General features: G+C 27.4%; 20 protein-coding genes. 2 read left to right on the top strand and 18 right to left on the bottom strand.

From position 1 onward, the window contains the following. Positions 1-2: 2 nt before the first annotated feature. Positions 3-1,367 (bottom strand): MATE family efflux transporter, encoded by a 1,365-nt coding sequence (locus tag H8923_RS14095; protein WP_153972578.1) that lies wholly within the window; start codon positions 1,365-1,367, stop codon positions 3-5. Positions 1,368-1,697: 330 nt separating this feature from the next. Here H8923_RS14095 and ftsH point away from each other — a divergent pair, with 330 nt between their 5' ends. Further along, positions 1,698-3,533, top strand: a complete 1,836-nt coding sequence (gene ftsH / locus H8923_RS14090) for an ATP-dependent zinc metalloprotease FtsH (protein ID WP_153972577.1) — start codon at positions 1,698-1,700, stop codon at positions 3,531-3,533. Between the two features lie 119 nt (positions 3,534-3,652). On the opposite strand, the gene H8923_RS14085 is transcribed toward ftsH, so the two are convergent. Then, positions 3,653-4,063, bottom strand: coding sequence for a hypothetical protein (locus H8923_RS14085; protein WP_153972576.1), 411 nt, complete (start codon positions 4,061-4,063; stop codon positions 3,653-3,655). 302 nt (positions 4,064-4,365) lie between these two features. Between H8923_RS14085 and H8923_RS14080 the strand changes: the two genes are divergently transcribed. Further along, positions 4,366-4,749: a hypothetical protein gene (locus H8923_RS14080; protein WP_153972575.1), complete on the top strand. Its 384-nt coding sequence runs from the start codon at positions 4,366-4,368 to the stop codon at positions 4,747-4,749. 62 nt (positions 4,750-4,811) lie between these two features. On the opposite strand, the gene H8923_RS14075 is transcribed toward H8923_RS14080, so the two are convergent. The 16 genes from H8923_RS14075 to H8923_RS14000 form a co-directional block, all read right to left on the bottom strand. Then, complete coding sequence (locus tag H8923_RS14075; protein ID WP_153972574.1) at positions 4,812-5,204, bottom strand: DUF3887 domain-containing protein; 393 nt, start codon at positions 5,202-5,204, stop codon at positions 4,812-4,814. Positions 5,205-5,222: 18 nt separating this feature from the next. Continuing rightward, a complete protein-coding gene (locus H8923_RS14070; RefSeq protein ID WP_153972573.1) occupies positions 5,223-6,020 on the bottom strand; it encodes a YhfC family intramembrane metalloprotease in 798 nt (265 codons plus the stop codon). Between the two features lie 20 nt (positions 6,021-6,040). After that, positions 6,041-7,153, bottom strand: a complete 1,113-nt coding sequence (locus tag H8923_RS14065) for a sensor histidine kinase (RefSeq protein WP_187127961.1) — start codon at positions 7,151-7,153, stop codon at positions 6,041-6,043. A gap of 197 nt (positions 7,154-7,350) precedes the next feature. Next, positions 7,351-8,067, bottom strand: coding sequence for a LytR/AlgR family response regulator transcription factor (locus H8923_RS14060; protein ID WP_153972571.1), 717 nt, complete (start codon positions 8,065-8,067; stop codon positions 7,351-7,353). Positions 8,068-8,284: 217 nt separating this feature from the next. Beyond that, positions 8,285-9,559 (bottom strand): aminotransferase class V-fold PLP-dependent enzyme, encoded by a 1,275-nt coding sequence (locus H8923_RS14055; RefSeq protein ID WP_153972570.1) that lies wholly within the window; start codon positions 9,557-9,559, stop codon positions 8,285-8,287. 144 nt (positions 9,560-9,703) lie between these two features. Then, positions 9,704-10,522: an ABC transporter permease gene (locus H8923_RS14050; protein WP_153972569.1), complete on the bottom strand. Its 819-nt coding sequence runs from the start codon at positions 10,520-10,522 to the stop codon at positions 9,704-9,706. After that, positions 10,516-11,214 carry an ABC transporter ATP-binding protein gene (locus tag H8923_RS14045; RefSeq protein ID WP_187127960.1) on the bottom strand — a complete coding sequence of 233 codons (699 nt, stop codon included), beginning with the start codon at positions 11,212-11,214 and terminating at the stop codon, positions 10,516-10,518. Before H8923_RS14045 ends, H8923_RS14050 begins: the two co-directional genes overlap by 7 nt. 2 nt (positions 11,215-11,216) lie before the next feature. After that, positions 11,217-11,591: a GntR family transcriptional regulator gene (locus H8923_RS14040; protein ID WP_330596677.1), complete on the bottom strand. Its 375-nt coding sequence runs from the start codon at positions 11,589-11,591 to the stop codon at positions 11,217-11,219. Between the two features lie 193 nt (positions 11,592-11,784). Then, complete coding sequence (locus H8923_RS14035; protein ID WP_153972568.1) at positions 11,785-12,228, bottom strand: hypothetical protein; 444 nt, start codon at positions 12,226-12,228, stop codon at positions 11,785-11,787. Positions 12,229-12,331: 103 nt separating this feature from the next. Beyond that, on the bottom strand, positions 12,332-14,353 hold the full coding sequence (locus H8923_RS14030) for an ABC transporter permease subunit/CPBP intramembrane protease (RefSeq protein ID WP_243139984.1): 2,022 nt from the start codon (positions 14,351-14,353) through the stop codon (positions 12,332-12,334). A gap of 1 nt (position 14,354) precedes the next feature. Then, entirely contained in the window at positions 14,355-15,158 is an 804-nt protein-coding gene (locus H8923_RS14025; RefSeq protein ID WP_153972566.1) for an ABC transporter ATP-binding protein, read from the bottom strand. A gap of 134 nt (positions 15,159-15,292) precedes the next feature. After that, complete coding sequence (locus tag H8923_RS14020; protein ID WP_153972565.1) at positions 15,293-15,457, bottom strand: hypothetical protein; 165 nt, start codon at positions 15,455-15,457, stop codon at positions 15,293-15,295. Positions 15,458-15,681: 224 nt separating this feature from the next. Then, positions 15,682-17,064 carry an MATE family efflux transporter gene (locus H8923_RS14015; RefSeq protein ID WP_153972564.1) on the bottom strand — a complete coding sequence of 461 codons (1,383 nt, stop codon included), beginning with the start codon at positions 17,062-17,064 and terminating at the stop codon, positions 15,682-15,684. Between the two features lie 11 nt (positions 17,065-17,075). Further along, positions 17,076-17,513: a MarR family winged helix-turn-helix transcriptional regulator gene (locus H8923_RS14010; protein WP_153972563.1), complete on the bottom strand. Its 438-nt coding sequence runs from the start codon at positions 17,511-17,513 to the stop codon at positions 17,076-17,078. Positions 17,514-17,652: 139 nt separating this feature from the next. Beyond that, entirely contained in the window at positions 17,653-18,552 is a 900-nt protein-coding gene (locus tag H8923_RS14005; protein WP_153972562.1) for an NAD(P)/FAD-dependent oxidoreductase, read from the bottom strand. A 2-nt stretch (positions 18,553-18,554) separates the two neighbouring features. Next, a complete protein-coding gene (locus tag H8923_RS14000; RefSeq protein WP_153972561.1) occupies positions 18,555-19,976 on the bottom strand; it encodes an NAD(P)/FAD-dependent oxidoreductase in 1,422 nt (473 codons plus the stop codon). Positions 19,977-20,004 lie beyond the last annotated feature (28 nt).

Raw genomic sequence — 20,004 nt, 5'->3', positions numbered from 1 at the left:
TTTTATATATCCTTTATAACATTATAATAAATGCGTTTTAAAAAAATAACACACAATACTACTGATGCCATCTCTGCTATAGGAAATGCCCACCAAATCATATTTAAATTCCCAGTCTTTGAAAGCAAATAAGCTACTGGTAATAAAACAACTAATTGTCTTGCAATAGAAACAAACATACTAAGTACACCTTTTCCTAAAGCCTGGAATACTGAACTAACAATAATACAAAAACCTGCAAATAAAAAACTTAAACTTATAATTTTAAGTGCTGGTATTCCTATTTTTTGCATTGATGTTGAAGCATTAAATATTGACAAAAGACTATTAGGATAAATTTGTATAATAATAAAACCTATAATCATTATACAAACTGCATATATTATACTTATTTTCATAGTATCAATCATTCTTTCTTTGTTACGAGCACCAAAGTTGTAAGATATTATTGGTACCATTCCATTATTTATTCCAAATACCGGCATAAATACGAAACTTTGTAGTTTAAAATATACACCAAATACGGCTGTAGCTGTAGATGTAAATACTAATAAAATTTTATTCATTCCAAAAGTCATTACTGATCCAATTGAACCCATTATTATAGAAGGTATTCCTACCGAATAAATTTTCTTTATAGTTTCAAAATTTGGCTTAAATCCTTTTATTCTTATCTTTATTTCATCATTTTTAGAAATATTGTAGTAAAAAGCTAATAACATAGCAATAATTTGGCCAATTATAGTTGCTATAGCAGCACCTGCTATACCTAATTTAGGAAACCCAAATAGCCCAAATATTAATATAGGGTCTAAGATTATATTAATTATTGCACCTAATCCTTGCGTAATCATAGTATAAAATGTCTTTCCTGTGGACTGCATAAGCCTTTCAAAAACAACTTGCCCAAATAACCCAAAAGAACAAGTAGTGCAAATCATTAAATATGAATATCCACCTTCTATTATCTCTGTAATATCAGTTTGACATTCGTAAAAAAACCTTGTGAAAAATACCCCAATTATTAAAAATAATATATAACTTAGCACAGCCAAGAATATACCATTATTTGCAGCACTATTTACCTCATCATATTTTTTTTCACCTAAAGCCTTAGATAAAACCGCATTTATTCCAACACCAGTTCCTGTACTTACTGCTATCATAAAATTTTGTAGTGGAAATGCTAATGATACGGCAGATAAAGCATTCTCACTTATTTGAGATACGAACATACTATCTACCACATTATACAAAGCTTGAACTAACATTGATATTATCATGGGCAAAGACATAGTAATTAATAACTTATTAATAGACATAACGCCCATCTTATTTTCTCTGTCTTGTGTTTGGTCAATTATCATAAAGTTAATCCTCCTAATAAAGTTATGCATAAATTTAGTTGTCCTTGCAACTATATTTTTAATATATAGGTATTACAATTATTTAGTAATAATTGTAATACCCTCTTACTTATAGTGTATATACTATTTATTCTGTTATCAATAAATATATTATATTTATATATCTTACTTTTTTTATTTATATTTATGATAAACTTATATAATATAATGTGTTTATATTGTAAATTTACATAAAATATATTATGATATATAACAATAAATAGATTCAATTTCAAATAATTAATCATTGCAATATTTTAGTATAATCATTATTTTAAGGAGATTAAAAATATGGATGATAATAAAAAACCAAAAAAGCCACTGATTTATTATTACATAACGACTTTATTAATAGTAATGCTTCTAAATGCTTTTTTCTTCCCAAGCATGAGATCATTACATACAGAGGAAGTTGACTATGGAAAATTTATTACAATGCTTGATAAAAAAGAAGTCAAAGATGTTGAAGTACAAAGCAACGAGATAGTCTTCACTTCTTCAAACCCAAAAGATAGCAAAATATACATTACAGGTAAAATGGATGACCCTGATTTAGTTAATAGGCTAGAAAAAGCTGGAGTAACATTCTCTAAGTCAATACCAAAAGAAAGTTCTCCAATAGTAAATTTCCTACTAACATGGATAGGTCCTATTTTAGTTTTTGCATTACTTGGGCAAATGTTCTCTAGAATGTTAGCTAAGAGAATGGGTGGACCAGGTGCAATGCAATTTGGAAAAAGTAATGCTAAAATTTATGTAGAAGCTCAAACTGGTAAAACGTTCAAAGATGTTGCTGGTCAGGATGAAGCCAAGGAGGCCCTTACTGAAATTGTAGATTTTCTAAATAATCCTGAAAAATACAAGGAAATAGGTGCTAAGATGCCTAAGGGTGCTCTTTTAGTTGGTCCTCCAGGTACTGGTAAAACGTTACTTGCTAAAGCTGTAGCTGGTGAGGCTAATGTTCCGTTCTTTTCTATTTCGGGTTCTGAATTTGTAGAGATGTTTGTTGGTATGGGTGCTGCAAGAGTAAGAGATTTATTTAAACAGGCTCAAGAAAAAGCTCCATGTATAGTATTTATTGACGAAATCGATACTATAGGTAAAAAACGTGATAATGGTAGCGGTATGGGTGGAAATGATGAACGCGAACAAACACTAAATCAATTACTTACAGAGATGGATGGTTTTGATGGTGGATTAGGAGTTGTAATACTAGCTGCTACTAATAGGCCTGAAAGTTTAGATAAAGCTTTACTTAGACCAGGTCGTTTTGATAGACGTATCCCTGTTGAAATGCCTGATTTAGCTGGACGCGAATCTATATTAAAGGTTCATGCTGCAAATGTGAGAACTGAAAATGATATAGACTACAATGTAATAGCAAGAGCTACTTCTGGTGCATCTGGAGCTGAGCTTGCAAATATTGTAAACGAAGCTGCTATAGCAGCTGTTAAGGATAAAAGAGATTTAGTATCACAAAGAGATCTTGAAGAAGCTGTAGAAGTTGTAATAGCAGGATATCAGCGAAAAGGAGCAGTTATATCTAATAAAGAAAAAAAGATTATTGCTTATCATGAAATAGGTCATGCGCTTGTTGCTGCTATACAAACTAATAGTGACCCAGTTCACAAAATTACAATCATACCTCGAACTTCTGGTGCTTTAGGATATACTATGCAAGTTTCTGAGTCTGAAAGTGTACTTATGTCAAAAGAAGATGCTTTTAACAAAATAACTACTTATACTGGTGGCCGTGCTGCTGAAGAAATAATCTTTAATATTGTTACTTCTGGAGCATCAAATGATATAGAACAAGCAACTAAAATTGCACGTGCTATGGTAACTAGATTTGGTATGAGTGAAAAATTTGGTATGGTTGCCTTGGAAACAGTAAATAATCCGTACCTAGGAGGAGATGCATCATTAACATGTTCATCTGAAACTGCATCTAAGGTCGATGAAGAAGTTTTAAATATAATAAAAGAAGCACATATAAAAGCTAGCAATATTTTAAAAGATAATATAGATAAGCTACATGAGCTTTCTCATTATCTCCTTGAAAAAGAAACAATAACTGGAGAAGAATTCATGAAGATTTTAAATAACGAAGATTTGAATGAAAAATAATAACTAAAATAAATTAAATAAAAAGAGCTTATTTTGATTTTAATTAATCTAATAAGCTCTTTTTATTTATATTCACTGTAATATATACGACTCTCTTTAATACGTGATTATATCTAAAATCATTTGTACATCTTATCTTCTTTATTCATTATACTATCTGTATCAATATTATATTTTATAGCTTTCCCAATAGCTTCCTCTACAGTTTTACCAAAAGCCATAAGACTTGTTGTATTATAATTTATCTTATCTAATGTTCCAAAGCAAAATCTACATCCAGTTGTAAAAGCCATCAAAGTATAATGTCCATCATATTTTTCCTTTGATATATAATCAGCAATAATCATAGCTTGAATCAAGTCCATATTCTCCATACCTTTAATAAATGATAAATACTTCTTCATTACTATAACTTTTTCCGTAGAATTATCTAGCTTTATAATTGCCTCCTTAGAATTAACTTCATGCAAGTATACACCTAAAGATCTATAGTCTTCACCATTATATAAAACTCTATCTCCAAACTTCATAAAGTACCTCCCTATACAAATAACTAACTTATTAAGTAGAACTTAAATTTATATAATGACATCTTAGTAATACTATGTGTTACATAAATTTTATATACTAAAAAGAATACTTATGTTTATGCAAATATAAATTAATTATTATGACTTTACTACATATTATTATAATTATATATAAAAAGAGCTTGTCCTTATTGATTCATTCTTTTCGTTTTTTATTAAATTTTATTTATTAATGAGATTTTATAGTATAATATATGTTATATTCATATACTATACATAAATTTAAGAAAAAAGGTGATTTTATGGAATTTTTACAATTTGATGATTTAAGTTTATTCTCTAAGATTGGACTTGATGAAGAAACATTAATGATACATAGTAAATGTGGTAAATATAGCTTTTACATTAACTTTAAAGACGAAATAAAAGGTGTAGACTACTATGATTTAGCTATAGCTACACAAAGTTCTAATGGATTTATAAATAAATCTGGAGATGCTAAAACTATAAAAAAATTAGTATTAGATACTTTATCTGGAAAAGAGATAAAAGATGATATAAAAAATAAAGTAGGTAAGCCAAAAGTTACAGCTAAAAATACTAAACCAAATGCACAAGGAAATAAACCTCAAGGTAAAACTCCATTTTATGCTAATGCACAAAAGAAAAGACGTAAGTCTAAGTAATTAAATAATAAGCACATGTTAGATGACTAGATTTTCATTTAACCTGTGCTTATTATTATATATTATTTAATATAAAAACCAGTTAGTTCCATATCTTCATTGTATGATATAGTAAATTGAACTTTACCATTTTCAAATTTAGTTATTGTTACAACTGTAGCTTGATTGTCCTTACCTACTACAGCTTCCTTTTCATATGAATCAAAAGCTCCTAATTTTCCTGATACCGTAGACCATGCATCTTTTATTTGCTGCGTTGCTCCTGCATCTTTTAACTCTTTACTCATATGATCTTCTATTTTGTCATATTCTTCTTTGCATAGCATTTGAATTATTTCTTGTGAAGTAGTTTTTAATTTTGCCTCGTCAAAAGCATCACTAAGCTTACTACTTGAACAACCTATTAATCCTACACAACCTAAGACAATTACTAATAATAACTTTAATTTTTTCATTTACTTCTCCCCCATAAATTAGTCTTTTATTTGTGATTCATATTTCAAGTCATCTATATTTTTATATAAATCTTTAATTTTCAATATAAAATATAAAAATAGTAAAGACCATATGAATACATATATTTCCATGCCCACTATATTTAAATTAAATATTTGAGGCAAAATTACTACTCCTGCGTCAACAATTCCATGAAGTAATATTGCAATAAATAGATATTTAATTTGCTTAGATTTTACTCCATATAATACAATCATAGATAATGCTACATGTATGCTCATTGTAAACATTCTCTCTAGACCCATTGCAAAAGCATTTACTGTAGTTATCGATGCAGATTGATTAAAAATTATATTTAGTAAGTTAGAACTATTATAGTCAACTCCACTTTTAATTGCTATTATACCACCAAGGAATAAGGCTGCATTTACTCCCACTATCAGTAACGCTTCTACTCCCCAATGACCAAGTCCAAAAGATATACCATCTATATATCTATGCTTTTTCTTTAATAAGTACTTAAATCCGATATATCTTCCAACTTCTTCGAATATTCCTGCTGTTAATCCTAAGAATATTCCATACAAATATGGATTTGTGCTTAGTTTAATATACCAAATTTGATTTGGTAATATATAAGATATAATAGGTATTCTTAATACAATCTGAGATATAAAAAATACTAAAGCACCTATAATAAAAGGCTTTAATATTTTTTTCTTTGAAAAAATGCAGTAAACAAATATCCCTAAAGGTAATACTAAAGCTGATAGTACACTAAATGCCAGACCCATTATAACTGAATTTTCTATCATACACTTACTCCTTTAAATTATTAAATTGGAATTACAACATTAACTTTAAACTCGTCTTCTGTATAATCAACAACCATAGTTCCTTCGTATTGTTCTAATGTTTTTCTAACATTTTCAATACCAAGTCCTTCATGATTTTTTTTAGTAGTTTTAAATCTATTATTTTTGTTAATTGGTATATCTTTCATAGAATTTATTATCTTTATAACTACAAAATCATTAAATTGATTTACATAAAAATTAATAAATCTATTTTTTTCAACTTTACTTGCTGCTTCTATAGAGTTATCTAAAAGATTTGCAAAAATTGTAGTCACATCTATCTCTCTTATAAAATCAAGATTTACATCTCCTATTTTATAATCTAATTTTATATTAGCATTTTTTATGCTTAGAAACTTATCATTTAAAATTACATTTAATACTCTATTACTTGTATAATATTTTTGGTTTAGTTCATTAAGCATCATATGTATATCATTTGTATATTCTTTTGCTCTATCATTATCTTTTAATTCATATAATCTTTCAATTGATTGTAAATGATTTCTAATATCATGAATTAATTTTCTAGACTGCATATACTTACTTTCTAAATTATCATAGTATCTATGCTGCAACTTACTTTGTTGATGATATAAATTAATTTCATTTTGTAGAATATTATTTTTTGATATAGCATCAAATATATGAGTAACATAAATATTTAATATTAATATTAGTACTATATTAACTATTAACAATACAGACTCTTGAAATCCGGCATAAATTTGTAATATTGAGACTAAAGTCAATATATAAACTACACTAAATACAGGTATTACTAAAAATCTTAAACTTTGTACTATGCTTATTTTCTTTGCTTTTCTTCTATTAATAAATGTTATGAATAATAATATATAGACATACTCTACTATCCTAATTATAAAAATAACAACAATTTGTAAATATGCTATACTAGTAAAGTATGCTCCAGTAGCTAAAATACATACTTGTATCACTATTGTTAAGAGTATATCTATAAGTAAAAAACAAATTGAAAATATACAGTAATATAGTAAATAAATTTTAGAATCATTATATAAAAAATGTCCTATTACTACTATTCCACACGTAAATCCTATTATATTCATAATTAACTTTCCTGACATAGCAGTAAATAATAGTACAATATTAAAAATAATAAATGCAATCAAATATAATATTTTATGTTTGTATATATTTCTATCTACCTTTTTCATAAAATCAAAACAAGCATAAACTATAAATATGCTTCCTATTATAGGTAGTATTAAAAAAGCAATTATATCGATATAATTATTTATGATACTTACCCCCTTATGTTTTTCTCAATATGATTACTAAGGTAGATATTGAGAGTATTTCTAAATTCTGTAGATTTCTTTTGTGATAGTGGAATTACACTTTCATCCATCATGAATATATCATAACCTTTAATAGATTTTACATTGTATAAATTTACAACAAAGCTTTTATGCGGCATTTCAAATCCATGAATTTTCATTCTTGAACTTATATCTGATATTTTTTCTTTAAGAGTATATATCTTATCATTAGTTTTCATAAGAACTTTTCTTGATTGATATTCAAAATAATATATTTTATTTAAATTAATTCTAACTAAGCCTTCATTAGTAATAAATTCTACTAACTCTTCTTTATCTTCTTTCATATAAGAAAGAGCTTCATTAAGCTGGTGATGCACATCTTCTAACTTCAAAGGCTTTACTAAGTATCCAAATGCATGAACACTAAATGCCATAGGTGTATAGTCCGTATAGTTAGTAACATAAATTATTTTTACTCTTTTATCATAAACTCTTATCCTCTTTGCAGTTTCAATACCATTAATACCTCCCATATCTATATCTAAAAATATAATATCAAATTCGTTTCTACTTTTTAGTAACTCTTCTCCGCTACTATAAGTTTTTATATTAAACTCTTTTATCTTATATTCTTCAATCAATTCCTTGGTATTATGTAAAGTTATCAAATCATCATCGCATATAGCTATATTAATCATTGGCCAATTCCTCTTTCTTACGTCTTACTTGCTTTCATTATAAACTATTAAAGAATTAAATAGCAATGATTCTACCTAATGTATGGTAAAATTTACATAAAATACAGAAAAGCATAAGCTCAAATCCATTTTCTTGCAAATTAACTTTGCTAAAAATGAAATTTATGCTTATGCTTATGTGTAATATTAATTTTAAGAATTTAATATTTTATTTCTTTTAGTTATTTGCGATTAATTTTAATTCATCTATAAATTTACTAGCTTCTTCAATTGTATTATATAACCCCAAACTAACCCTTATCATTCCATAATTTTGCTCACCTGATACTATATCCTTATATGCATCTTCATCACTTACACCTAACAATCTATTTACATATGGGTGTGCACAAAACTTACCACATCTTAAAGAAATACCTTTTTCATTGGCCATTTTAACAGCAACGTCTTCATAATTCTTACCTTTTACATTAAAGGTTATTACTCCTAATCTATCACTTGTATTATTTATATCTCCATATAATATAACATTTTCAATCTTTTTCATTTCCTCTATTAGATAATCTTTAATTTCTTTTTCATGTAATTCTATATTACTAAAGCCAAGTTCCTTTAAGTCTTTTAATGCTTTTGCCATAGTTATAACACCAAAGAAGTTTGGTGTTCCTGCTTCAAATCTTTCTGGAATAGGAGCCCAAATTACACTTTCATCAAATACTCCTGCAACACACCCTCCTCCAGATAAAAATGGTCTAGAATCTTTTAAATATCTTTTTAAGCCTACTATTGCACCTCCACCAAATGGAGCATATGCTTTATGAGCAGAAAAAGTTAGAAAATCTATTTCTTCATCTTTAGAATTCCCTTTCATATCTACTTTTACATGTGCAATAAGCTGTGCTGCATCTACTATTAACTTAGCATTATACTTGTGAACTATTTTTGCAATATCATGAATAGGATTTAAATATCCAGTTACATTAGATGCTCCAGTTATAGTTACTAGTTTTATTTTTCCTTCTGCTCTAATAAGTTCTTCTTCTATATTATTTATATTTATTCTTCCTAAATTATCTACATCTATATAAACAACTCTGCCTACACCTCTAAATGGTAAATCATTTGCATGGTGCTCCATTCTAGTTGTCAAAACCATATCATATTTATTTTTAACCAATAAATTTGCCAATATATTTAAAGATTCTGTATCAGACTTTGTATATATAACAGTATGAGTATCACTTTCTTTTAAATTAAAAAAATCTAATATAGTTTCCCTAGATTTTGCAAATTCATTAGTACAAAATTCACCTTTTGGACCTACGCCCCTTGCTATTGGACCATAATTCTTTATATTATCTTGAATCAATTTTGTTACACTTTTTAAAGGTGGTGTAGTTGCTCCATTATCAAAATTAATAGGGGATACATAAGATCCATCGATCAGCTTAATTTTCTCATCTATTCCGTCAAATAAATGTCTGTAATTCATAAAACACCTCCTCAATCTATATTATATGTATTTTTTACAAAAAGTTTCTATAATCTGCATATTCCACTATATTACAAAAGTTATATTTTATTCAAAATAAAAAGACATGTACTAAATAAATTTTAATACACGCCTTATTAAATATTACTCTAAATTAAGTTTTTTATCTAATATATAAGTAATCCCAAAGAATAATATAACTGCAAATATAACATGGATCACTATATTATATATAAAAATTGGAGAAATCATATTACCAAATTCTGACAGTAAAACATTAAGATCCGATGATTCACTTATAGAAATATTCACGAAATAATCTTCTAAGCTACCTCTAAATAACATTGATACTAACTCATATAATTTTCCTACAACTATATTTATAACAAAAAAGCTTATGAATGCAACTATATTTCTATGTTTGTTAAATATCGGTAACTGACCCATAGATACCGATAAATATAAAGTTAAAATAAAAATTGTATATAATATAAAAGCTAAAATTACAGTATATATTAATATATCTTGTACAGGTGATAGTTCTGATAACGATCTAGATAAATCATACCATAAATCACTAAAAGAAATGCTATCTATACTTTGAATTAATACAATAATAATAAATGATAATACAGAAACTATACTACTTAATATTGTATATATAAGTGCTACACTGTATTTAGAAAATATTAATTCCTTTGACGTTACAGGTAAGGTAAACATCAGATATCCTTCATCATCTAATAAATTCCTTCTAAATCTTTGTATAGTAATCATTATTGTTAGAACACCTAAAGCAACAAAAAGCCCAAATAAAACTATTGTTGCGAGACCTGATATTTGGAATATTCCCATATTCATACTAAGTCCAGCAATTACTGACATTAATAATATTGCTCCATATAGTGGTAAAAATGTTCTTCCACAAGCCTTTAATTCATACTTCATTAACTTCCCTAGCATTTAAATTCCTCCCTAAATAAAGCATCTATCGACTTACCTTTTTCTTCTCTTATTTCATCAACTTGACCTTGTAAAACTATGTTTCCTTTTGAAATAAATATTACATCATCACATATATTTTCTATTTCACTAATTAAATGCGTCGCTATAAGAAGTGTACTATTTTCATTGTAGTTAGTTAATATTGTTTTTAAAATATAACTTCTCGCTGCTGGGTCAACTCCTCCAATAGGTTCATCTAGTATATAAATATCTGCTTTTCTAGACATAACTAATATTAATTGTACCTTTTCTTTTGTTCCTTTAGACATGGTTTTAAGTTTTTCATTTGTGTCTATTGAAAGATCTTTTAGCATTGCATTGGCTCTTTCCTCATCAAAATCTGCATAAAAATCTTTAAAAAATTCTATTATATCTTTTACTTTCATCCAGTCATTTAAATATGTTCTTTCTGGTAAGTATGATACTATTTTCTTACTTTCTTTAGATGGTTTTATTCCTTTTATTAAAACTTCCCCCTCATTTGGAGTTAATAAACCATTTATAAGTTTAATCATGGTGCTTTTGCCACTTCCATTTGGCCCTAGTAACCCTACAATTCTCCCCTTTGGTATTTCTAAGTTTATATTTTTTAAAGCTTCTTTATTTCCATAGCTTTTTCTTACATTATTGAATGTTACTATATTCTCCACTATTATTCCTCCTCTAAATTTTGCTTTATAAGATCTATAATTTCACCTTGGCCATATCCTAATTTTTTTAATGTTTCTTTTAAAGAATTTATATGTATCTTTGCCATTTCATCTCTCATACTTTCTATTTTCTCCTTATCATCAGTTACATATCTTCCACTAGTTCTTTTACTAAAAACTAATCCTTCACGTTCTAATTCTGATAAAGCCTTTTGCATAGTATTTGGATTAACTTCTGCATCTTGAGCTAAAACTCTTACTGAATCTAACTTGGAACCAATAGGTATCTCTCCTGAAATTATTTTCAGTTTTACTTGCTCTAATAACTGTATATAAATAGGTTTATTATTATCAATTTCCCAGCTTATCTTAATCACCTCTTTGTATTATTAACTTAATACAATAATATAATAATACAATTTATTTTGCAATATATTTTTTTATTAAATACACTTTTTGTAATCAATAAGTTAAAATAAATACTAAATTTAAAATAAAAATTATCCCAATATAATAAGTTTAAATAAAAAAATACCTAGAAATTTCTAGGTATTTTTTTATTTAAATTTATTATCTATTACAACATCCACAGTTACATCCATTGGAATTATTTAAGTTACTTACTGTACCACCAAAGTCTTCTACGTTACACCCTTCTACATCTTCATATAAGTTAGAATAGCATTCTACGCTTTTAGCTAAACATGCTTGGGCTTGTTGCATTAAACATATACCTTCATCTGCTAATTGATTATATTGATCCCAAAGTTCGTTAGCTCTTTGACATTCTTCAATAGCTTGTCGTTTTAAGGCTTCTGCTCTTTGCTCTGCAGCTACTGCTTGTTGAGCAACTTTATTCGCTTGACAGTTTAAACGTTCTGCTCTTTCACATTTTTCATTTGCTAATTGCTTGAATTGACTACAAGTATTAGCTGGGCTAACAGAATTTGATGAGTTACATCCACAAGATTTTTTATTATTTTTATTACATAAACCTCTTCTATTATTTTTCATAAATATCTATCAACCACCTTTTAATATAATATTTAGAGAAATCTCTCTCTTAATATATATACTATTCAAGGTTATCTAAAATGCGACAATTTTCTATATTATTTTATATGCTTTTCCCTTCTGAAGGTCTATTTTTATCTTTGAATAATCTTGATCCTATAAAAATAAAAACTAAACCTACAACTAAATAAATTAATACTTGCCCTATACTCATTCCAACTGATGTTGTTGCTACTTCTGTTTGCTCTAAATTATTTGCAAAATGACTAACTACTACGGCAAATCCATTATTTAAGAAATGCATAAACATACTTATATATATTGAATTTGTCTTACACACTGCATATGCAAATGAAATCCCAAGTAAACCTGTTGGTATCATTCTTATAAAGTCCATATGCATAAATCCAAATAAAATTCCTGTAAATATTATTGCACCCTTGTATGATTTTTTACTATTCTTAAATGAACTTAAAAGAAATCCTCTAAAGAACATTTCTTCACATATAGCTGGCATACCAGCTACTATAAGTATATTTAATATTAGATTATCTTTTATAAATAATGCATCATTTAGTCCTTCTACTACTTCCATACTGTGTGGGAATAAGTATAATAAGATTTGAGTTATAATCATAACCACAACATATGTTCCTATCCAAAGACTTATAGCCCCAAATATATGTTTTACTTTTGGTAAATTCAAACTAAATACTTTTTTAAAATCTGATTTTATATAGTATGCAAATAGTAATGGTAGGCCTATAATCATTACTTGAGTCATAGCTATTCCAGCCATACCAAACTTTAGTTGTATTAAGCTTCCAACATATATAAGTAATACTAATCCAAATGCGTATAAAATTATACCATCACTGATACTTGGCATCGTTCCTTTTTTAATGTTAGATCTTTTTTCTAAGAATGAGAAGCTTCTACTACTTCCAAATAAAATTTCCTCAGAGTTAAACATCTTAGATAAAAGAATTACTGCTAATATAACAAATGTAAAGTTAGATATAAATACCATTGCTACTAAACTAATATTGGCATTAAAGCTTAGTACACTTTTGATAAGAAGTGATATATTAACTACTGGTATTATAGCTGTTATACCATTTAGCTTTATATTTGGTATCATAGATACATATGAAGGTATTAAAACTAAGAACATAACTGGTGTTATATAGTTCTGTGCATCTTTAAAACTTTTTGCAAGAGAACACACACACATACTTACTGCTGATATTACCATAGCAAATAAACATACACATATTAATGTTATTATTAAAGGAATTATTAGTTGCCCTGCATCAAAGCTTCCCATAGATATTCCTTCTACCATACCCCCACTTGCTAATAAAAATCCTAGAGTTAGAAGAATTGATAAAATATTTAGTATTGCTGTTACTATTGCACAAAAAGATACTGCCATATATTTACCCATTACTAATTCTAGGTTAGTTATTGGTAATGTAAATAAAGTTTCTAGAGTACCTCTTTCTTTTTCTCCCGCCATAGAGTCTATTGCTGGATATATAGCACCTAAAAGTATTCCTATAATAAGTATTACTGGTAAAATTTGACCCAAGAAAAATCCTGCTATCTCCTCTGTTTTAGCTACGTCAACAGTTTTATATACAATAGGATTTAAAACCTCATTAATATTTAGCCCTTCTGATTCTAACTTTGCTTCGGTAATATTTACTTTATATTCATCTAAAATTTCTTCTAATTTATCTACAACAGTCATTGAATTCTCTTTTGATGAGTTTATATAAATACTGTAATCTTCTAATTTATCATTTTCCTTTACTTCTATATAAGCATCTATTAAGCCATCTTCTAATTCTTTTTTATAGTCCTTAGATTCAATAATATTAATTTTTCCTGTCTCATCATCTGAATAATCTTCTATGGCTGAAATTAAATTTGAACTTGGATTTTTGTCAAAAGCTATATTTATATCTTGTCTTTCTATATTATTCATAGACGCTGATAATATTTGAGTCATTAAAATCATAAGTACCGGATATAAAATTATAGGAAGTACAATTCCCATAAACAAAGTTTTCTTATCTCTAAGTATATCTATCATTTCTTTTTTAAATATTGCTTTTATCATCTTAATCCTCAAGTAAATCACCTCTTTGGCTTGCAAGATTTATAAATATGTCTCTTAAATTATTTGTATTATACTTTTCCTTTAATTCTTCACAACTTCCACTAGCAATAAACTCACCCTTATGAATCATATATATTTTATCGCATAATGTTTCCGCTTCTTCCATGTAGTGAGTCGAATATAATACTGTTTTACCTTTATCTCTTTCACTCTTCATAAAGTCTATTATGGATTTGCTACTTATTACATCAAGACCTAGGGTTGGCTCATCAAATATATAGACTTGAGGTGAATGTATAAGACATCTAGCGATTGATGTACGCTGATTTTGACCTGTTGATAAGTTTTCTATTCTATTATCTATAAAATTCTCCATGTCCATAACTTTTATTATCTCTTCTATAGATTTTTGGATTTCATCTTTTTCCATATTATATAAACTTCCAAAAGTAGATAAAAGTTCCCTTGGTGAAAGTCTATTATATAACTTCGTATTACCTGATAAGTATCCTATTTCTTTTTTAGCTGCATTTTTATCCTCAGAATAATCATATCCAGCTATTTTTATCTCACCTGATGTTGGAGTTAAAATACCGCCTAACATCCTTAGTAATGTAGTTTTACCAGCTCCATTTGGACCTAGTATTCCAATTATTTCTCCTTTACCACATTTAAAAGACACATTATTTACTGCTAAAAAATCTTCTTTCTTAGTTTTTAACTTTATATTTTTACTAATAGTTTTTTTGTTCTCATCTTTTACTACTCTTGTAAATGATTTACATAAGTCTCTTACTTCAATCATTATTTACTCCCTTCCGAATTATTGTGTTTTTAATACTATAAATTATAGTATACTTCTATCTATTTTAGTATATGAAAAGAGAGAATCCTTACTTTCGTTATAATTCTCTCCTTTATAGACTGAATACTATATTCTTATAAAGTCTTACATTTTCCTCCACATTCAAGACAAATAAGATCTGGATTTTTATTTTCACTTATTTGCACTGATACACTTTTACACTTTTCACATTTAAGTTTATGTACATGACCATTTTTTAATAATCCTCCAATTAGCTTATTATCATTGTTATTGCTCATCATATTCCTCCCTTTTATCTAGTTGTATAGTCATTAAAACTTAATTTCTTATAGCTTTTATTTTAATATATAATACCATAAATTGCCTTAATTATATATTATAGATATAAATAAATGCATAAAAAATTTACCTCTTGTTCAACTAATGTAACAGGAAATTATAACCTGATTATAATTAAAAAGGATATGAGTTTAATTTAAACTCATATCCTTTTCTTTTATGATTATACAGCCTCTACTTCTAATTCATTAGCTTTATTGTTATCTTCTTTGTAACTTCTTATTTCCTTAATTAATACTATAGCAGTAATTGTTGAAGCAATTATATCTGCAGTTGGCTGTGCAAACCAAACTCCATTTAATCCTAAAAACTTAGGTAATATTAAAATCATAGGTATTAATATTATAACTTGTCTTAATAAACTTAATACCATAGCAACTTTTGCTTTTCCTGATGATTGTATATAGTTTGTTCCCACTATAGAAATTCCTATTATAGGTAATGCAAATGAATATTTTCTTAATCCATTTACAGTTATATCCATAAGTTGAGGATCTCTATTAAACATTCCTACTAAAACTTGTGGTACAAATTGTATTAATAAAGCACCTACTATAAAGAATACACTTGAAGCTAATAATGATAATTTAAAAGTCTTAATAGCTCTATCATAGTTTTTAGCTCCATAGTTAAAACCTACTATAGGCTGCATTCCTTGAACTAAACCAAATGATGGCATTAAGAATATCATTACTATTGAACTTATAGTTGCCATAGCTCCGATTGCTAAGTCTGATCCATAAGCTCTTAAGGCATTATTACTAATAACTTGCACTAGGCTTGTTGCTAATTGCATTGCAAATGGTGCTGAACCTATTGCAAAAATCATTTTTACTATATTCATATCTAATTTTAAACTTGATTTTTTGAACTTTAAGTTAGATTTTCCTTTTAAGTAATATGATAATCCCCATATTGCAGTAAGACCTTGAGATGTTATTGTAGCTAATGCAGCTCCTTGTATTCCCATATTAAATCCGAATATTAATACCGCATCTAATACTATATTAGTAGCACATCCTACAGCCATTATTATAGCTGATAACTTTGGATTTCCATCTCCTCTTATTATATTATTAAATACCATTGCACTTATACTAAATACTGTTCCAAGTAAAATTATATTCATATATGATTTAGCATAAATTAATGTACTTTCACTTGCTCCGAATACCTTTAGTATACTGTCTGAGAATATAGTTCCAACAACTGTTAATATTACTCCTATAATTAATGCTAAAGTAATTGAGTTTCCAACTATATGCTCAGCCTCTTCCCTCTTACCTTGCCCTAATTTTATTGATATATTAGTTGTTGCTCCTATACCAACAAGCATACCAAATGCAAGTATTATTGTCATTATTGGCATTGTTACTCCAAGTCCTGTTATTGCCATTGGCCCAACACCTGGTATATTTCCTATAAACATTCTATCTACAACATTATATAGCGCATTAACCATCATACCTATAATCGCTGGTACTGAATATTTTATAAGTAATTTTCCAATAGACTCTGTTCCTAAAATCTGTTGACTCTTATTCATAATCTTCCTCCCTATAAATTTATATTGTTACATACTTTCATAAGTAATTTTTCAACTATATCTTCTTCTTCTTTACTAAGGCTTTCTCTTAATTTTTTATTCCACTCATCTAGAATATCATATACATTTTCTTGTACATCTTTAGCTTTTTGTGTTAAATAAATTTTATTAGATCTCTTATCACATTCATCTTTTAATCTAGTTATAAACCCCTGCTCTTCTAGTTTTTTTAAAGCTCTTGCTGTTGTACCTTTATCAATTTTTAATCTTTCAGATAATTCTTCTTGATTTCTTCCATCTTGTATATAAAGTTCTAATAAGAACATAAATTGACCTGATCCTATTCCGTAATTTGATAATTCTCTATTTATAAATATGCTCCCTTTTCTATGCAAAAGTGATATATATTTACCTATATGTCTATTACTATTACATTTTATCTCATTCATAATCATCCCACCTTTTATTAGTTGTGTATGCAACTAGTCTATTATATCATAATTAATTGCTTTTGCAACTATTTTTTTTCAATAAAAAAATATGATGTAATAGATACTTTATTCTACCAACTACATCATATTTTTAATTTTATTTCAGATTAGTTACTAACTCTATACATTCTTTTTCTATTTCTTCTATACTACTGTGAATGAATATTCCATTTCCACAAGCATATATATTTTCTCTTGACGTCATATAGTTTTTGTTTACTTTTGCACCTGTAGTTTCTGGATTTAAAGCAATATTACTTCTCATTGCTACTACTCCGTCTGAAAGCATTGGCTGAGCAAAAATCAAAGTATCACATTCTACATATATATTTTTTCCATCTTTTGAAAGAGTTACTTCTGAAACTCTACCCTCTCCCCTTATTGATGATATTTCATAACCTTCATATATATCAGAAGTTAGATCATAACTTTTTACCTTATCTATGTTTTTGCCATTACATACAATTCCTACTATATTTATATTAGAATTTTTTAACTCCTCTTCAATCATATAAATAGTGGCATCTCCTGATATTAAAATATTTTTCCCTGGTATTAATTTTTCCATATTAAGTATTTTTTTTGCCATTCCTACTGTAAGAATTCCCGATGACCTATCTCCTACCATATTAACAACTTTTCTTGAAGTTTCTTTTCCTCCATTACAAAGTATTATTTGATTTCCTTGTATCTTTTCAATTCCATTCTCAGTACTTGTGCAAATTACACCATTATCATCTTCTATTTTTAATACCATAGTATTAAGTTTTATTTCAATGTCAAAAGAATTTAGTTCCTTTATCAATCTCTCTTTATATTGTTTTCCAGTAATAAATTCATTTTCTGATATATTATAGTTTCCACTACTTAGCATCCCTCCAAGCATTGGATCTTTCTCTATTATTAAAATATTATTTATACCTCGTTTTTTCCCTTGTATTGCACATAAAATACCTGCTGCTCCTCCACCTATAATAATTAAATCATACGAATTCATACCTAATCCTCCTTATATCCAACTACTACTGAAGATTCATTATTTTTCTTTATATCGCTTATACTAATACCTAATTCTCTACTCAAGATATTAGCTATAGTCAACATGCATCCAATTCCTTGACATCCACCCATCATAGCTCTAGTTCTTCTTTTAACTCCATCTACTGTTGTAGCTCCTAGTGGTCTTTTTATTGAATCTATAATCTCTCCCTCAGTTACTAATTCACATTTACAAACCATCTTTCCATAAGAAGAATTTTCTTTAATAACCTCATTTTTTTCTTCTATATTTAATTCTGAAAATCTAAGTATACCTTTTCTATTTTCTTTAAAATTATCTTTTTCAGTCAAATTTACTATATCTGAAACTAAAGATGCTACATATTTTCCAATAGCAGGAGCCGATGTTAATCCTGGTGAATCTATTCCTATTACATTTATAAAATTAGGATTGTCTTTTGAGCTTTTTATTATAAAATCGTCTATATCAGTTTTAGGTCTAATTCCACTAAAAGCAGTTAAAATTCTATTTAAAGGTAAGTCTTCAATTGTCTTACTTCCATTTTCTATGATTTCATCTATTCCTTCTCTTGAAGTTGTTGCATTTTCATCTAATCTAGCATTAGGTCCAAGTAAAAGATTTCCATCTACTGTTGGAGTCACTAATACTCCTTTACTAAGTTTACTAGGAACTTGGAATAAAGTTCTTTTACAAATACCACCAGCAACCTTATCAAATAAACAATATTCACCTTTTAAAGGATTTATTTCATATTTTTCTTCGTTTACTAGATTATTTATAAACGCTCCATATAAACCAGCGGCATTTATTACTATATTGGTATTTATAGTTTCTTTATTTTCAAATATTAATTTAAACCCACGATCTTCTTTTTTAATATCTATAACCTTATACCCTAGTTTAAATTCTACTCCATTTTCTGAAGCATTTTCTCCTAAGGCAATTGTCATTTCATATGGATTTACTATTGCAGATGACTTTGCATATAATGCACCTACCACTTTAGAACTTATATTTTTTTCTAAACTTAAGACCTCATCTTTATTCAAAACCTCTAAAGCTGGAACTCCTAATTTGTCTCCATTAGCTTTTAATTCATGAACTCTTTTCATTTCATCTTCACTAAAAGCTAGTATTAGAGCTCCATTCCTTTTAAAAGGAAAATCTAACCTTTTCGCTAATCCATCAAATAAGTAGTTTCCTTCTAAATTTAACTTAGCCTTTAATGTGTTTTCTTTTTCATTATATCCAGCATGGACTATACCACTATTGCCTTTTGATATTCCTTCAGCTACATCATTATTTTTATCTACTACACATATATCTAAATTATATTTTGACAATTCTCTAGCAATCGAGCATCCTATAACACCTGCTCCTATTATTACAATATCCTTCATCAAAACATCTCCTTTTACTGTTGTCATA

The organism is Romboutsia faecis (genome assembly GCF_014323405.1).
Lineage (GTDB): Bacteria > Bacillota > Clostridia > Peptostreptococcales > Peptostreptococcaceae > Romboutsia_E > Romboutsia_E faecis.
The sequence above is the reverse complement of the archived record's forward strand: the minus strand, read 5'-3'. Positions and strand labels throughout refer to the sequence as shown.

Bases quoted from the DNA above. Each gene is read 5' to 3' on its own strand.
- H8923_RS14035 (WP_153972568.1), bottom strand. From the start codon at position 12,228: ATGAAAAATAATAGAAGAGGTTTATGTAATAAAAATAATAAAAAATCT.
- H8923_RS14080 (WP_153972575.1), top strand. From the start codon at position 4,366: ATGGAATTTTTACAATTTGATGATTTAAGTTTATTCTCTAAGATTGGA.
- ftsH (WP_153972577.1), top strand. From the start codon at position 1,698: ATGGATGATAATAAAAAACCAAAAAAGCCACTGATTTATTATTACATA.
- H8923_RS14075 (WP_153972574.1), bottom strand. From the start codon at position 5,204: ATGAAAAAATTAAAGTTATTATTAGTAATTGTCTTAGGTTGTGTAGGA.
- H8923_RS14015 (WP_153972564.1), bottom strand. From the start codon at position 17,064: ATGAATAAGAGTCAACAGATTTTAGGAACAGAGTCTATTGGAAAATTA.
- H8923_RS14095 (WP_153972578.1), bottom strand. From the start codon at position 1,367: ATGATAATTGACCAAACACAAGACAGAGAAAATAAGATGGGCGTTATG.
- H8923_RS14065 (WP_187127961.1), bottom strand. From the start codon at position 7,153: ATGAATATAATAGGATTTACGTGTGGAATAGTAGTAATAGGACATTTT.
- H8923_RS14055 (WP_153972570.1), bottom strand. From the start codon at position 9,559: ATGAATTACAGACATTTATTTGACGGAATAGATGAGAAAATTAAGCTG.
- H8923_RS14005 (WP_153972562.1), bottom strand. From the start codon at position 18,552: ATGAATTCGTATGATTTAATTATTATAGGTGGAGGAGCAGCAGGTATT.
- H8923_RS14050 (WP_153972569.1), bottom strand. From the start codon at position 10,522: ATGCTAGGGAAGTTAATGAAGTATGAATTAAAGGCTTGTGGAAGAACA.
- H8923_RS14020 (WP_153972565.1), bottom strand. From the start codon at position 15,457: ATGAGCAATAACAATGATAATAAGCTAATTGGAGGATTATTAAAAAAT.
- H8923_RS14025 (WP_153972566.1), bottom strand. From the start codon at position 15,158: ATGATTGAAGTAAGAGACTTATGTAAATCATTTACAAGAGTAGTAAAA.
- H8923_RS14010 (WP_153972563.1), bottom strand. From the start codon at position 17,513: ATGAATGAGATAAAATGTAATAGTAATAGACATATAGGTAAATATATA.
- H8923_RS14070 (WP_153972573.1), bottom strand. From the start codon at position 6,020: ATGATAGAAAATTCAGTTATAATGGGTCTGGCATTTAGTGTACTATCA.
- H8923_RS14000 (WP_153972561.1), bottom strand. From the start codon at position 19,976: ATGAAGGATATTGTAATAATAGGAGCAGGTGTTATAGGATGCTCGATT.
- H8923_RS14030 (WP_243139984.1), bottom strand. From the start codon at position 14,353: ATGATAAAAGCAATATTTAAAAAAGAAATGATAGATATACTTAGAGAT.
- H8923_RS14060 (WP_153972571.1), bottom strand. From the start codon at position 8,067: ATGATTAATATAGCTATATGCGATGATGATTTGATAACTTTACATAAT.
- H8923_RS14085 (WP_153972576.1), bottom strand. From the start codon at position 4,063: ATGAAGTTTGGAGATAGAGTTTTATATAATGGTGAAGACTATAGATCT.